Annotated in this window: 12 protein-coding genes; 2 read left to right on the top strand and 10 right to left on the bottom strand. The window is 67.2% G+C overall.

What is annotated here, in order from left to right; translation table 11 throughout:
• Window positions 1-11: 11 nt before the first annotated feature.
• Window positions 12-545, bottom strand: a complete 534-nt coding sequence (locus WEG36_14650; GenBank protein MEX1258851.1) for a MarR family winged helix-turn-helix transcriptional regulator — start codon at window positions 543-545, stop codon at window positions 12-14.
• 43 nt (window positions 546-588) lie between these two features.
• Window positions 589-2,004 carry a dihydrolipoyl dehydrogenase gene (gene lpdA / locus WEG36_14655; GenBank protein ID MEX1258852.1) on the bottom strand — a complete coding sequence of 472 codons (1,416 nt, stop codon included), beginning with the start codon at window positions 2,002-2,004 and terminating at the stop codon, window positions 589-591.
• Between the two features lie 228 nt (window positions 2,005-2,232).
• On the opposite strand from lpdA, the gene WEG36_14660 reads away from it, so the two are divergent.
• The gene (locus WEG36_14660) at window positions 2,233-2,781 is read left to right on the top strand and encodes a LemA family protein (GenBank protein MEX1258853.1); all 549 of its coding nucleotides are present in this window, start codon (window positions 2,233-2,235) and stop codon (window positions 2,779-2,781) included.
• A 71-nt stretch (window positions 2,782-2,852) separates the two neighbouring features.
• Here the strand turns inward: WEG36_14660 and WEG36_14665 are convergent, their stop codons facing one another.
• From WEG36_14665 to WEG36_14690, 6 genes are all read right to left on the bottom strand, one after another.
• Window positions 2,853-4,187 carry a pyruvate dehydrogenase complex dihydrolipoamide acetyltransferase gene (locus WEG36_14665; GenBank protein ID MEX1258854.1) on the bottom strand — a complete coding sequence of 445 codons (1,335 nt, stop codon included), beginning with the start codon at window positions 4,185-4,187 and terminating at the stop codon, window positions 2,853-2,855.
• A gap of 9 nt (window positions 4,188-4,196) precedes the next feature.
• Window positions 4,197-5,210 (bottom strand): pyruvate dehydrogenase complex E1 component subunit beta, encoded by a 1,014-nt coding sequence (locus WEG36_14670; GenBank protein MEX1258855.1) that lies wholly within the window; start codon window positions 5,208-5,210, stop codon window positions 4,197-4,199.
• A 54-nt stretch (window positions 5,211-5,264) separates the two neighbouring features.
• Window positions 5,265-6,254: a pyruvate dehydrogenase (acetyl-transferring) E1 component subunit alpha gene (gene pdhA, locus WEG36_14675; protein ID MEX1258856.1), complete on the bottom strand. Its 990-nt coding sequence runs from the start codon at window positions 6,252-6,254 to the stop codon at window positions 5,265-5,267.
• A gap of 86 nt (window positions 6,255-6,340) precedes the next feature.
• Window positions 6,341-7,444, bottom strand: coding sequence for a lipoyl synthase (gene lipA / locus WEG36_14680; GenBank protein ID MEX1258857.1), 1,104 nt, complete (start codon window positions 7,442-7,444; stop codon window positions 6,341-6,343).
• A 335-nt stretch (window positions 7,445-7,779) separates the two neighbouring features.
• Window positions 7,780-8,865 (bottom strand): NAD-dependent epimerase/dehydratase family protein, encoded by a 1,086-nt coding sequence (locus tag WEG36_14685; protein ID MEX1258858.1) that lies wholly within the window; start codon window positions 8,863-8,865, stop codon window positions 7,780-7,782.
• A complete protein-coding gene (locus tag WEG36_14690) occupies window positions 8,849-9,430 on the bottom strand; it encodes a hypothetical protein (GenBank protein ID MEX1258859.1) in 582 nt (193 codons plus the stop codon). Before WEG36_14690 ends, WEG36_14685 begins: the two co-directional genes overlap by 17 nt.
• A gap of 499 nt (window positions 9,431-9,929) precedes the next feature.
• On the opposite strand from WEG36_14690, the gene WEG36_14695 reads away from it, so the two are divergent.
• Window positions 9,930-12,179, top strand: a complete 2,250-nt coding sequence (locus tag WEG36_14695) for a hypothetical protein (protein MEX1258860.1) — start codon at window positions 9,930-9,932, stop codon at window positions 12,177-12,179.
• Between the two features lie 71 nt (window positions 12,180-12,250).
• Here the strand turns inward: WEG36_14695 and WEG36_14700 are convergent, their stop codons facing one another.
• Together WEG36_14700 and WEG36_14705 are read right to left on the bottom strand one after the other, a co-directional pair.
• Window positions 12,251-13,018: a Nif3-like dinuclear metal center hexameric protein gene (locus WEG36_14700; protein ID MEX1258861.1), complete on the bottom strand. Its 768-nt coding sequence runs from the start codon at window positions 13,016-13,018 to the stop codon at window positions 12,251-12,253.
• Window positions 13,019-13,159: 141 nt separating this feature from the next.
• A complete protein-coding gene (locus WEG36_14705) occupies window positions 13,160-13,615 on the bottom strand; it encodes a polymer-forming cytoskeletal protein (protein MEX1258862.1) in 456 nt (151 codons plus the stop codon).
• Between the last annotated feature and the right edge of the window lie 53 nt (window positions 13,616-13,668).

Consider the following 13,668-nt stretch of genomic DNA (forward strand, 5'->3'; position numbering starts at 1 on the left):
GGAACCGGGTCTCACCCCAGCTTCGGGGCGGTCCCCTCGGGGTCTTCCGCCTCGTCCTCTCCGTGATCCGCCAGCAGCCCCTTTCCGAGCTTCTTGAGGAGCCGCCTCAACTCACATCTCTCGTCCGGCTCCAGGTGGGCGACTCGCGCGAGGACGAACTCCGCGTAATGGGGGAAAGTCGAGGCCACGAGCCGAAGCCCCTCTTCAGTCAACTCCGCGGTGACGACGCGCCGGTCCTCGGGATTTCGCCGGCGCCGCACGAGCCCCTCCGATTCGAGGCGATCCATCACGTAGGTAATGTTTCCCCCGGTGACCAGGAGCTTGTCCGCGAGCTCCCCGAGGGAGAGCGGACCCAGGTGGTAAAGCGCTTCCAGGACTCCGAACTGCGGGATCGTCACCCCATGGTCCGTGAGGAGGCCGCCCACGATGCGCGACATCGTGTGGTAGGAACGCGCGAGCGCGAGCCAGAGCCGAAGCGCCTCCTCTTCGGGGTCGCCCCAGGTCCTGTGGCCGGTCGCGGGCTCTGTCGTCGTCTGCTCTTCCATCGGCTCCAATCGGCTCCGTACGTCCAGTGCGCCCATCTCGCTGTTAGATGTGAATGGCACGCCCGAGGGATGCCAGCGCTGCCTCCGCGATCCCTTCCGAAAGAGTCGGGTGGGGGTGAATCGCCTTCTCCATCTCCTCCGCGGTCGTCTCGAGGTGTCGCCCCACGACGAACTCGCCGATCAACTCGGTCGCGTGCGGACCCACGATGTGGGCCCCCAGGATCTCCGAATACTTTTTGTCGCGGATCACCTTGAGGAACCCCTCCGTGTCCGCGTAGGCCACGGCCCGCCCATTCCCCACCCAGGGGAAACGGCCGACCTCGATGTCGTAACCCTTCTCCTTCGCTTGCTCCTCGGTGAGCCCCACCGAGGCGACTTCCGGATGGCAGTAGGTGCAGTTCGGGATATTCCCGTAATCCACGGACCCGTGTGCCTTCCCGGCGATCTTCTCCACGCAGGCGATCCCCTCGTGCGACGCCTTGTGCGCGAGGAGGGCGCCGCCCGCGCAGTCACCGACCGCATAGATCCCGGCCACGTTCGTCCGCATCCACTCGTCCACCTGGATGAAGCCGCCCTTCTCCGTCTTTTTCACTCCCGCCTGGTCGAGCCCGACGTCTTCCGTATTCGGAGCGCGCCCCACCGCGGAAAGGACACGGTCCACCTCGAGCTTCTGCGCCTTCCCCTCCCGGTCCTTGAAGGTCAGGGTGACGGAGTCCTTCCCTACTTCGGCCTTTTCGAGCCGCGCCCCCGTATGCACCGTGATCCCCCGCTTTTTGTAGACCTTTTCGACGTGCGCCGAGACATCCTTGTCTTCGAGGGGGAGGACCCGGTCGAGCGCCTCGAGGACCGTGACCTCCGATCCGTACGCGTCGAAAACGTCGGCGAACTCCATCCCGATCGCCCCCGCCCCGACGATCGCGAGCCGCTTGGGGGCCTCCTTCACGAAGAGGGCATCGTCCGAGGACCAGACCTTGTCGCCGTCTATTTCGAGAAAGGGGAGGCTCTTCGGACGGGAGCCGGTGGCGATGATGATGTGTTTCGCCTCGACCGTCTCCTTTTTTCCGTCCGGGCTCTCGATTTCCACCTTCCCCTTCCCGGCCAGCCGCCCGTATCCCTGGAGGTGCGTCACTTTGTTTTTCTTGAAGAGGAACTCGACCCCGCGGTTCATCTGCTCCGCCACCTGGCGGCTCCGTTCCTGCGCGGGACCGAGAGAGACCTTCACCTCTCCCGTCGTGATCCCATGTTTTCCGGCCCCGCGGACCTCCTTGACCAGGAGGGCGGAGGTGAGGAGCGCCTTCGTCGGAATGCATCCGATGTTGAGGCAGACGCCCCCCAGCTTGTCGGCCTCGATACAGGCCACGCCGAGACCGAGCTGGGCCGCCCGGATCGCCGCCACGTACCCGCCCGGGCCACTCCCCACGATCACGACGTCGAAGCTCTTCGGATTGTTTCCCGCCACCCTGAAAACCCCCGGTCGAATGGATTTTTCTGGATCCGTATCCGGCTCCCTGGGAGATGTCCCGGAAGGAGCCGAAACAAGTTAGAGGAAGGGCGTCCCCCCCTGCCAGTCCGCCCGTCCCCGAGCATTACCGCACCCTTTGCCTTGAACGGGATGGGTGCCTATCATGTTGAGGTTCGCATCGCGCGCCGCGAGCCCTCCTGACCTCAGTCCCGGAGTCGTCTCTCGATGTGGATTCTCATCGTGCTCGGCCTCGCCGCCGTCGTCGTTCTGGCGGTGGTGGCGATGTACAACGGTCTGGTCCGGTTGCGGGAGCAGGTGGACGCTTCCTGGTCCAACATCGATGTCGAGCTCAAGCGTCGCCACGACCTCATCCCGAACCTCGTCGAGACGGTGAAGGGGTACGCGACGCACGAACAAACCACGCTCGAACGGGTGATCCAGGCCCGTAATGCGGCGCTTTCCGCGAAGGGACCGGCCGAAACCGCCGCGGCGGAAAACGTCCTGACCGGAGCGCTCCGCCAGATCTTCGCCCTCTCCGAGGCGTACCCGGATCTCAAGGCAAACCAGAATTTCCTCCAGCTTCAGGGACAGCTGAGTCAGGTGGAGGATCAGATCCAGCGGGCGCGGAGCACCTACAACGGGGTCGTGCGGGATTACAACACGAAGATCCGGCAGATCCCGACGAACCTCATCGCGACCGCCTTCGGCTTCGACGCCCGGGAGTTCTTCGAGATCGAAGAGGAGGCGCGGGCGGCCCCGCAGGTGAAGTTCTAGGCGCGCCGGGGACGGCGGCACGCCTCACGCGACCCGCGCCTCGCACCCTCCTCAGGGTAGCGCGGTGAGCCTTAAAGGAGCGCGGTAAGCGGCTCCTCGAGGATCGCCCTGAGGGTGCGGAGGAAGGCGGACCCCTGGGCTCCGTCGATCACCCGGTGATCGCAGCTCATCGTGATCTTCATGCGGGGCTGGACCTTCACTTCTCCGTTCACCACCACGGCCCTCTCCTCGAGCGCGCCGACGGCGAGAATCCCCGCTTCGGGCGGGTTGATCACCGCGGTGAACTCTTCGATCCCGAACATTCCCAGGTTCGACACGGAGAAGGTGGCTCCCGTGTACTCGCCGGGCTTGAGTTTTTTCTCGCGCGCGCGGCCGGCGAGCTCACGGACCTCCGCGGCGATCTCCGCGATCCCCTTCAGGTGCGCGTCGCGGACGACCGGAGTGATGAGGCCGTCCTCGATCGCGACCGCGACCCCCAGGTGGACCCGGTTGAAGTGGCGGATGTGGTCGCCGCCCCAGTGCGCATTGCACTCGGGGTGCCGGCGAAGCGCGGCGGCCGTCGCTTTCAGAACGATGTCGTTGAAAGAGACCTTCACACCGGTGGACTCGAGGAGGGCGTTCACCCGCTCTCGAGCCTCGACGACGCGACTCATGTCCACGTCCACGGTGAGGAAGAAGTGGGGGACCGGCCCGATGGACTCGACGAGGCGCTTCGCGATCGTCTTCCGCATCTGCGAAAGCGCGACGTCGCGGAAGTCTTCCGTCGAATCGGGGGGGGTCAGGCGGGGTGCGAAGGCCGGGGCCTTCGCGGCGGCCGGCGCGGCCGGTGCTTCCTGCGCCGCCCGCTCCACGTCCCGCTTTACGATCCGCCCGCCGGGTCCCGAGCCCTGGATGGCGCGGAGCTCGAGCCCCTCGTTCGCGGCGAGCCGGCGCGCGAGGGGTGAAGCCTTCACCCGACCCTCCGTGGCCGGAGCAGTCGTTCCTTCGACCTCCGCGGGACTCGGCGCCGCCGCGGCCGCTGTCTCGGCGGCGGGCGCCTCGGGCTCGGCCTCGCTTTCTTCTTTGACCTCTTCCTTCTTCTTCCCCTTCGTGGACTTCTTCTCGGCCTTCGGCGCGGGCGGGGGGGCCGCGTCCCCACCCCCGCCGACCAGGTCCGAGATGTCCTCGTCTTTCGTGCCGATCACGGCGATCACTTCCCCGACCGGGGCGGTGCTCCCCTCGCCGAGCACGATCTTCCGAAGGATCCCCTCCCCCCGCGCCACGAGCTCCATGGTGGCCTTATCCGTCTCGATCTCGGCGAGGACGTCCCCGTTCGAGACGGCGTCCCCTTCGGACTTGAGCCACTTCACGAGCTGCCCCTCCTCCATGGTGGGGGAGAGCGCCTCCATATGCACCTTCGTCGCCATGACTCGGCCCTAACTCCGGTAGAGGACCCGGTTGCACGCGTCAACGACGCGATCGGCGCTCGGCTTCGCGAGCTGCTCCAGATTTTTCGCGTACGGCATGGGAACGTCGGCCTGCGTGACCCGCACGACCGGCGCGTCGAGGTCGTCGAAGGCTTCGTCCTGAATAATCGAAACGACCTGCGACCCGACCCCGGCGAAGGGCCACCCCTCCTCCAGCATTACGGCCCGGTTCGTCTTTCGGACCGAAGCGAGGATCGTGTCCACGTCGAGGGGACGGATCGAGCGCAGATCCACCACTTCCGCCTCGATCCCCTCCTTCTCCAGCTTCTGAGCGGCCATCAGGGCGATGTGCACGGTCGGACCGTGCGTGATGATCGAGACGTCTTCCCCCTCGCGCTTCAGGTCCGCCAGCCCGAGCGGGATCACGAAGTCGCCGTCCTCCGGGTCGGGGACCTCGCCCTTCACGTTGTAGAGAAGCTCCCCCTCCATGACCGCCACGGGGTCCTTGTCCCGGATCGCGGCCTTCAAGAGCCCTTTCGCGTCCGCCGGCGTCGCAGGCGTCACGACCTTCACCCCGGGCGCATGCACGTACCAGGAGGCACACGCCTGCGAATGCTGGGCGGAGAGCTGAAGCGCGGCGCCGGTGGGTCCGCGGAAAACGATTGGCACCGAGATCTGGCCGCCCGACATGTAATACATCTTCGCCGCCGAGTTGATGACCTGGTCGAGGGCGAGGAGGGAGAAGTTGAAGGTCATGAACTCGATGACCGGACGGAGCCCGACCATCGCCGCTCCGACTCCGAGTCCCGCGAAGCCGAGCTCCGAGATCGGCGTGTCCACGACGCGCCGGTCGCCGAAACGATCGAGGAGTCCCTTGGACACCTTATAGGCTCCGTCGTACTCGGCGACCTCTTCGCCCATGAGGAAGACGGTCTCGTCCCGGTCCATTTCCTCGGCGAGCGCCTGGTTCAGAGCTTCACGGTAGGTGATGTTCGCCATCGCGCGGGTCGTCGTGATCTCGATGCGGGGGGAGAGGGTTGGAACCGCCGGGATCCGCGTCTTGGGCCCGGCGGAGGATCACCGATCGCGGCCGTCCAGGAAGAGGCGGCCGTGTTCGTTGATTTCCGCGTATGCGTGGGAGTAAAGTTCTTCGGGGGAGGGAGGGGGGGATTCGCCGGCGAATCGTACCGCCTCGTTTACTACCTCCCGTGCCTCCCCGTCCATCGCTTCGAGCTCCTTCTTGGTGAGAAGCTCGGCGTCGAGGAGCCTGTCACGCAGGCGGGTGATGGGATCGTCCTCTCGCTTGCGCCCTTCCACTTCCTCCTTCGAGCGATATGTCCCGGAAACGGGGTCGGACATCGAGTGCCCTTTGAACCGGTAGGTGCGCGCGTCCACATATTGTGGACCCGCGCCGCTCCGGACGTCCGCCACCAGGCGCTCCATGAGCCGCCAGGACGCGAGGACATCCTGGCCGTCCACGGCGTGCGCCGGCACGCCGGTCCCGCCGGCCCGCTCCACGACCGGGAGGGCGGAGACGCGCCTGAAGGCGGTCCCCATCCCGTATTCGTTGTTCTCGACGACGTAGATGACGGGGAGCTTCCAGACCGCCGCCATGTTCAGCGATTCCCAGAAAGCGCCCTGGTTCACCGCGGCGTCTCCGAGGAAGCAGACGCAGACTTCGTCGCCTCCCCGATACCGGATGGCCCAACCGATGCCCGTCGCCAGCGGGATCTGGCTCCCCACGATCCCGTGGCCACCCATGAAGCCGACGTCGGCGCCGAAGATGTGCATTGAGCCGCCCTTCCCGAGTGCTGAGCCTCCCGCCCGGCCGAAGAGCTCCGCCATCACGGGGCCCGCCTCGACCCCCTTCGCGAGCGCCTGCGTGTGATCGCGATACGCGGTGAGGACGTAGTCCTCTTGGCGAAGAGGGCCAATCATTCCGAGCGCGACCGCCTCCTGTCCGATGTGAAGGTGGCAGAATCCGCCGATCTTCCCGATCGCGTAAGCCTCCTCCGCGGCCTCCTCGAAGCGCCGGTAGAGGAGCATGTCCCTGAGGAAGGAGTGCAACTGCTCCTTGGAGAAGCCTTCTAGCTTCCCGGCGGGCCCCCGTTCCCCAGAGCTGGGCTTTCGCGTCTTGGTATCCGCCATATCCTTCAGCCCCTTCCGTTCGTATTTGACCGCCCCATCGTGAGCTGGACGAGCGCCGGCCGTCCGAGCTCCGCCGGGGCGGGAAGGTCGGCCTCGAGAATCTCCCGGATCATCCCGGGCTCCCCGGCCTCGACTTCACGCGCCTGTTCCTTCGCATGGTACGACGACCGCACGAGAGGGCCCGCCTCTACGTGGCGAAACCCGAACTCCTCCTCGCCCACCCGCTTCCATTCCCCAAACTCTCCCGGAGTCACCCAGCGCGCCACCGGGATGTGCGCGGCGGAAGGACGCAGATACTGCCCGAGCGTCAGAATGTCCACCCCGGCCGAGCGCAGGTCCCGCATCGCGTCGCGGACCTCGTTCCCCTCTTCACCCATCCCCAGGATGATTCCGGTCTTGGCGAGAATTCCCGGATCCATCCGTTTTGCGGCACCCAGGTACGAAATCGAGCGCCAATAACGACCGCCCGGGCGAACCTCGGGATGCAGCCGCTCCACCGTCTCCAGATTGTGCCCGAGAATCTCGGGCCGCGCCTCCACGACCGTCCGGAGCGCTTCTTCGTCGCCCTTGAAATCCGGGATCAGGAGCTCCACCGAGCATCCCGGGACACGCCGCCGGATCTCACGGACCGTGTCCGCGTAGATCCCGGCGCCGCCGTCCGGGAGCTCGTCGCGGTTCACCGAGGTGATCACGACGTGCTCCAACTCCATCGCGGCCACCGTCTCGGCCACCCGCCGGGGCTCGTCCCGGTCCAGCTCCGTCGGCATCCCGTGCGCCACCGCGCAGTACTTACATGCGCGGGTGCAGACATCGCCGAGGATCATGAAGGTGGCGGTCCCCGCTTCCCAGCACTCCCCGATGTTCGGACAGCCGGCTTCTTCACAGACCGTATGGAGCGACTGGCTCCGCATCAACTCTTTCAGCCGGAGATAGCTCTTCCCCCCCGGGGAGCGGACCTTCAGCCATTCCGGCTTGCGATCCCGCATCGGAACGGTCGCGAGCCCTTCATGGGCCCGGATCCGCGACGTTCCCTTGGGCTTCACGACGCCCGTGTCCTTGTCGCCGGGGTGATACCCCCGAGCGACCGTCGCGGTCGCGGTGTCCGTCATTTTATCCGCCTCCCGCCGCGCTTCCCCAAAGGGGCGCGGCGCGCGTTTGCAGGTGTCGCAACGCACGCCCTTCACATGCGAGCCCGATGAAGCAAAAAAGCTCCCTCGCAGGCTTCGCGGGGAGCGCGGCTCGATGCGCTCCACCAACCCGGTCCAGGTTCGGTGGACGGCGCGCGGTATTGCGGCTTCCTCCGGTCTGGATCATAGCATCCCCGGACATTTGATGGCAACCGATCCGAGGGGGAATCGGCCGAGGCATTCCGCCCTCCTCTCACCCCACCGAAGACGCCCCATGAGAGGGTTACCCGCACGGGGACCTCGGAGACCTTCGATCCTCATCCGGAGCTCCTCTTCGTGCGCGTTTTCCGACTCCTCCACTCCCCGGTACTCTTCCCCTCCTCGGTCACCCATGCCGCCGTGCGGGCCAGCGCTTCCTCCAGAGTGAAGGGGGGCGCCCATCCGAGCTCCTCGCGGGCGCGCTCGGAGCGATAGGGGTCCGGAAGCACTGCCACCTCGACCACCCGCCGGAGCCTCAACCCCCCAAGCCCGGGGAGGCGCCCCCCCAGCGCATCAACCACTCTCGCCCCCGCCATGACCAGGTGCCGAGGAATGGCGACCGGGCGAAAAGGAAGGCCGAGATGCCGGGCGAGCCCGGCCAGAAGCGCCCGCTGGCTCACCGGATGGTCCCCGGAGACGTTGTACGGCCGCGCCCCGACGGGGAGCTCCGCGACGAGCGCCGCCAGTGCAGCCTGGGCAAGGTTCCCCGCATACACGGTCGCGATCGGCGTCCGGCCGCTTCCGAGGACCAGATGTACCGGGAAGCACAGGGTCCGGACGAGCCTCGGCGTGAAGAGGCGGTCCCTCTCCCCGTACACCACCGGTGGCCGGAGGAGAGCCACCCGCATCCCGCTCTCGCGCGCCGCGCCGCCCACGGCCTCTTCGGCTTCCCGCTTCGAGCGCCCGTATCCCCCGCGCGGAGCCCCGTTGGGGGAGTCCGCCGCCGTTTCGTCCGCCGGTCCCGCCAGAGAGCCGTAGACCGCGACCGAAGAGACGTGGACCCCGCGCCGGATTCCCGCCCCGGCCGCGCCCTGAAAGACCCTCAGCGCCCCTCCCACGTTGATCTCGTGGAGCCGGGTCCAGGGGAGATTCCCATACACGGAAGCCGCCGCGTGGACGACGGCGCCGCACCCCGCCATGACCTCGCCGAGCGCTTTCGCCGACCAGTCAAGCTCCCCCTCGACCAGCTCGCACCCGAGGGCGTGGAGGTGATTCGTGTCGGAGCCTGCGCGATGAAGGGCGCGGACTCGAGTCCCACCGCTGCGGAGGGCTTCCGCGATATGGGATCCCACGAGCCCCGTCCCGCCGGTCAGAAAAACCGGGGGCGGGGAGTGCACGACTTCGTGCTCAGTTGGGGCCGCCATCGGAAAGGAACGCCTCCGCGTCCTCCCGGATCAGGGGAAGGAGCGCCCCGTGCTCCTCGTATTCGAGGCGGTCCGCCGCGATTTCGCGGTCCCAGGCGGCGAGGAGACGCTCGTAATAGCCCCGGGCCGCCGCGGAGTCGCCGAGGGCGACTGAAGCCTCCGCCGCGCCGTACAGGTTGAGGAGGTGATCCGGGTTGGCGGCGAGCCCGTCCAGCGCCGATTGAAGGGCGGCCTCCTGCTCTCTGGCCGCCCGCTGAAGGAGTGAGAGATGGAAGAGCCCGTCGGCGTCCAGGGGGCGCGCGAGGTCGTACGCCGCGATCGCCATCGGGAGGAAATTCGTCGCCTCGGTCGTGTTCCCGTTGGCGACCGCCTGCATGACCCTATTAAAGAGATTGTCCGCCGCCTGACGGGCGGTCATGGAGGAAAGGTCGACGTTGGGTGCCGGGCCGAGCCCGCCGACGGGGGGCACCCCGGCCACCGTCGGCTCGGTCCGGTCGGAGAGCTCGACGATCGCCACCACGACCACCAAGGCGGCGAGAAGGATCCCCGACACCCACCAGCCCATCCGCGACCCGTTCGTGGCGGCAGGGGTTCCCGTGGCGGACGGGGCACCCCCGGGGGAGGTCCCTCTTGCACCCACCGGCGTGCCGCAGCCCGTGCAGAACCGGGTCCCGGCGGGAAGCTCGGTTCCGCACGCGGGGCACGGGAGCGTCCGGAGGGAGGCCCCGCACGACGAACAGAATCTCCCGGATCCTTCCTGGCCGCATTGAGTGCAGAACTTCATCGAGAGCCGCCGTCGCGGAGGGATCCCGAGATTCGAACGGGAGGTTAGTATAATGCGCGCTCACCGGGCGAGGGACCCCGGGACGGGACTCCGAGGGAAAGTCCGCCGCGCGCCGGCCCCCGCGACGCGAATGCGCCGACAGACGCGATCCCGCTTGTCGCCACTGACACCTGGACGGTGTTTCGCGCGTATGTGTAGTGCGGGCGCGAAGCGTTTCGACGATCCCGCCACCTTTCCCACGCCTGCCCCCACTCCTGGGAGCTGCCCGACCCGAAATTCCATGCCCCATTCCGATCCTCCCGCGCCTCCCGGTCGTTCGACCCGAAATGCCGGGCCTCGCGGCCTTCCCTTCTTGCTCGTCCTGGCGCTATTTCCGCGCGCCGCGGTCGCGCAAGACCCGGGCGCCGCCGCCCAGGCCGACACGCTCCCCGCCACGCCCCCCCGCGAAGCCCCCGCGGACACTTACGCCGACGTAGAAGTTCGCGCCCTAATGGAACGCGCCCGCGTTGCGCGATCCGAGGTCGCCGAGGGGCTCGAGACCTACGAGGCGCGCCTCCGCGAACGGGTCTACTTCGGGGTTTCGGGCGACATCTTCCGAAGAGAGCGTGGGATTTTCGACCAGGAGCGAGTCTCGCGAGTTCGGTGGTCCAGGGACGGGAACCATGTGATTCGATGGGAGGGCGCGCGCCTCGACATCCCGATCGCCGGCCTCTCGTCCACAGACGACCCGAACGAAAATATCGGCCAATTCCTCGTGCGAAATCTCTCTGGAATTAACCCGGACGGGGACGACGATCCGACCGATCCCGTCATCCCGCCGCCCCTCGCATACGATCCGGCGAGCGACCGCATCTTTTTTGGTCCGGACTGGGTGCTGAACCCGCTCGCTGACACCGCCGTCCACCAATACCGCTTCCAAAGCGGGGACACGCTGTCCATCACCCTACCGGGGACGAACGACCGAGTGGTCCTCGCCGAAGTGCGTGTTCAGCCCCGGTTCAACGACTTCCGACTGGTGTCGGCTTCGCTCTGGTTCGACCTGGCGACTGCCGCCCTGGTGCGCGCCGGATATCGTCCGGCCCGTCCCTTCGATCTCGAGCTCGACGCTGCCGACGACGATGACCTGCCGCCCGGCTTCCTCCGCCCGATTCGCGCCGAGATCCGATACGTGACGATGGATCATGGCCTCTTCGACCTCCAGTTCTGGATTCCTAGGCGTGCGACCTTCGAAGGAGAGGGGCAGGTGGCCGCTTTTGCGCGCTTTCCGATCACCATCGAGTGGACGATGGATCAGATCCTCCCCAACGAGCTGAGCGACCTGATCCCCGACGTGATTCCGGAAGGGTGGATCCTGCGCGAGGCCGAAGTCGAGCGTGATGACGAGATTCGCAGCATCACGGTGCTCGTTCCGACCGCCCAAGAACTCGCCCGGTCGCCGGAGCTCACGATGGGGACCCCCTCCTCCGCCAGCGCCTTCACCCCCGACGAGCTCGGAGCGTTGGAACGCACCCTCGCGGGGCTCGCGGCCCCCACGATCTTTCCCGGAGTGCGCTTTGCGTACGGACTGCAGGAGGGACTGACCCGTTACAACCGGGTGGAAGGGCTCTCCACCGGCGTTTCGGCCACACTTCCCCTTCCCCGCCTCGAGATCAGGGCCGAGGCGCGGATCGGGCTCGCGGACGGAGAGCCCGGGGGAGAGCTCCGGGTTCGGCGCGGCTCCGAGGTCCGGAGCGAAGAGCTCGCCGTTTACCGGCGACTCGATTCCTCCTCCGAATGGGTCAGGCCGAATGCGCTCGCCACCTCACTCGCCTCGGCCCTCTGGGGGACCGACTTCACCCCCTTCCATCGCGCCTGGGGCGTCGAAGGGGTCCTGGGGCGCGAGGGCCGATTCGTCACGGGCGAGCTGCGCCTCTTCTGGGAAGCGCAGGACACGGCCGTTCGCGAGACGCACGCACACCTCGCGCGGCTCTGGACCGACCGCGACCTTCCGGAAAACCCGATGGCCGCGGAGGGGAGCTGGGGCGGGGCGGCCCTCCATCTGGCCTGGGATGCGGGGCGGGATCCCCGTGGCGTTCGGGGGTTCGGCTCCGTGCGCCTCGAAGGGGCGGGCGGGACCTCCTCCTACGGCCGCGGGTGGACGAGCGCCGGGCTCACCTTTCCCCTCCTCCGGCGCTGGACCGGGGCGATCGAGGCCGGAATCGGGAGTTCGACCGGGACCCTTCCGCCCCAACGCTCCTTTTATCCCGGTGGCCCGGCGGTCTTCCGGGGCGCGGAGGCGGGACGTTTCGCGGGGGAGGCGTTCTGGTTCGGGAGGGCGGAGATCGGGACTTCGTTGCCGGCCATCCGCCTGGTGGGGTTCGCGGACGCCCTCTCTGTGGGGTCTCGCTCGGGTTTCACCGAGGGGAAGCCCGAGGTGGCGGTCGGAGCCGGGATCTCACTCCTGGATGGGATCTTCCGCCTCGATGTCGCCCGAAACCTCAGGGGGACCAAGAGTTGGAAGCTATTGCTCTATCTGGATGGGCTCTTTTGAGACCTCCGCGCGTGCGGACGAATTCCGGCTGCGGCTCCAGGTCGGAGATCGGCACCCCCGGCGGGGCGGCCCTATAGTCCGGAGGGAACGTCGAGGAACTCCCAGGGGACGCCGAACTTCTCCCCGACGAGCTCCGCGAGGGCCTTCACTCCCCAGGTCTCCGTAGCATAGTGCCCCGCATAATAAACATTCACCCCCAGCTCCATCGCTTCCGTGAAGGTGTGGTGGGCTCCCTCCCCTGTCAGTAGGGCATCGAGACCGGCCTCCGCGGCCTCTCTTATGAAGCTCGCGCCGCCCCCGGTGACGACCCCGATCCGGCCGAGACTTTCCCGGCCCCCGGGGACCAGCGTCACTGGTCCTCCGACCACCGCTGAGACCTTGTCGTGGAACGCTTTCCGCGAATCGGAGACAGACGCCTCGAAGCCGATCGGCGTGTCGGAAAAGTGCCCGAAACGCGCTCCGGGCTCGAGACCCAGCGCCTGGATAAGAACCGCCGCGTTTCCCAGCTTGGGGTGAGCATCGAGCGGGAGATGCGCACTGTAGAGCGCGATTCCGTTTTCGAGGAGGGGAAGGATCCTGCGATACCGGTGTCCGGTGAGGGGCCTCAGTCCCTCCCAGAACAGCCCATGATGAACCACCAGGAGGTCCACTTTCCGTTCGACGGCCGCCGCAACCGTAAGGGTGTTTGCATCCACAGCGGCGCCCACCCGGGTGACGGGCCCCGGTCCTTCGACCTGGAGTCCATTCGCGGCGCCCTCATAATCGGGAAACCCGGGAATCCCCAGGGCCGCGTCCATGAATTGGAGGACATCTTCTAATGCGATCGAGCCCCGGGACATCGTCGTCACTCCTTCCACAACCCGTTGTTGAGAAGGGGCCTCGGCGGCCCCCTTTCCCCGAATGTGATCATATAATGCAATGACTTACGGGATTGTCCACATCTGTGGATAAGTCATGAAGAGAAGGCTCCGGGCGCCCGGTCACGGGAGGGCGCGCTTCTCTCGATCATGGGGGACGGGCCCGTCCTGGAGCGCCTCCCCTCGATCGGGAAACGACCCGCTCGCCGGCGGTGCGCCGACGTCAATGTCGCCCATGCGGATGTCCCCGTTGAGGACGGCGCCCTCCTCGAGTTGAACCCGTCGAGCGTGCACTTCCCCCTCGATCCGGGCGCTGCCCTGCACCTCTAGCCGTGAGGCGACCATCAGGGAGCCGACCACTTCACCGGCGATCACCGCGTCCTGCGTGCGGATTTCTCCATGGACCCCTCCTTCGGTGCCGACGACGACCGCCTTTCCGGCCCAGATCGAACCGCGAACATACCCTTCGACGCGCACCGTTCCTTCGGTCACGCAGTCACCGATGACCCGCATCCCGGGCCCGATGATGGAGATCGCCGAAGGGCTCTGTGCTTCGTCTCGTTCTTTGCCACGCGCCATCGACCGGTCTCCGATTCAACTCCGGAGGGGAAAGACCTCGGGTTTCACACCAC

It is taken from the genome of Gemmatimonadota bacterium (assembly GCA_040882465.1).
Classification (GTDB): domain Bacteria; phylum Gemmatimonadota; class Gemmatimonadetes; order Longimicrobiales; family Gaopeijiaceae; genus JBBEBG01.

Coding starts and splice junctions, on each gene's coding strand:
- WEG36_14650 (MEX1258851.1), bottom strand. CDS start 545: ATGGAAGAGCAGACGACGACAGAGCCCGCGACCGGCCACAGGACCTGG.
- WEG36_14660 (MEX1258853.1), top strand. CDS start 2,233: ATGTGGATTCTCATCGTGCTCGGCCTCGCCGCCGTCGTCGTTCTGGCG.
- WEG36_14665 (MEX1258854.1), bottom strand. CDS start 4,187: ATGGCGACGAAGGTGCATATGGAGGCGCTCTCCCCCACCATGGAGGAG.
- lipA (MEX1258857.1), bottom strand. CDS start 7,444: ATGACGGACACCGCGACCGCGACGGTCGCTCGGGGGTATCACCCCGGC.
- WEG36_14685 (MEX1258858.1), bottom strand. CDS start 8,865: ATGGCGGCCCCAACTGAGCACGAAGTCGTGCACTCCCCGCCCCCGGTT.
- WEG36_14690 (MEX1258859.1), bottom strand. CDS start 9,430: ATGGGCTGGTGGGTGTCGGGGATCCTTCTCGCCGCCTTGGTGGTCGTG.
- WEG36_14695 (MEX1258860.1), top strand. CDS start 9,930: ATGCCCCATTCCGATCCTCCCGCGCCTCCCGGTCGTTCGACCCGAAAT.
- WEG36_14700 (MEX1258861.1), bottom strand. CDS start 13,018: ATGTCCCGGGGCTCGATCGCATTAGAAGATGTCCTCCAATTCATGGAC.
- WEG36_14705 (MEX1258862.1), bottom strand. CDS start 13,615: ATGGCGCGTGGCAAAGAACGAGACGAAGCACAGAGCCCTTCGGCGATC.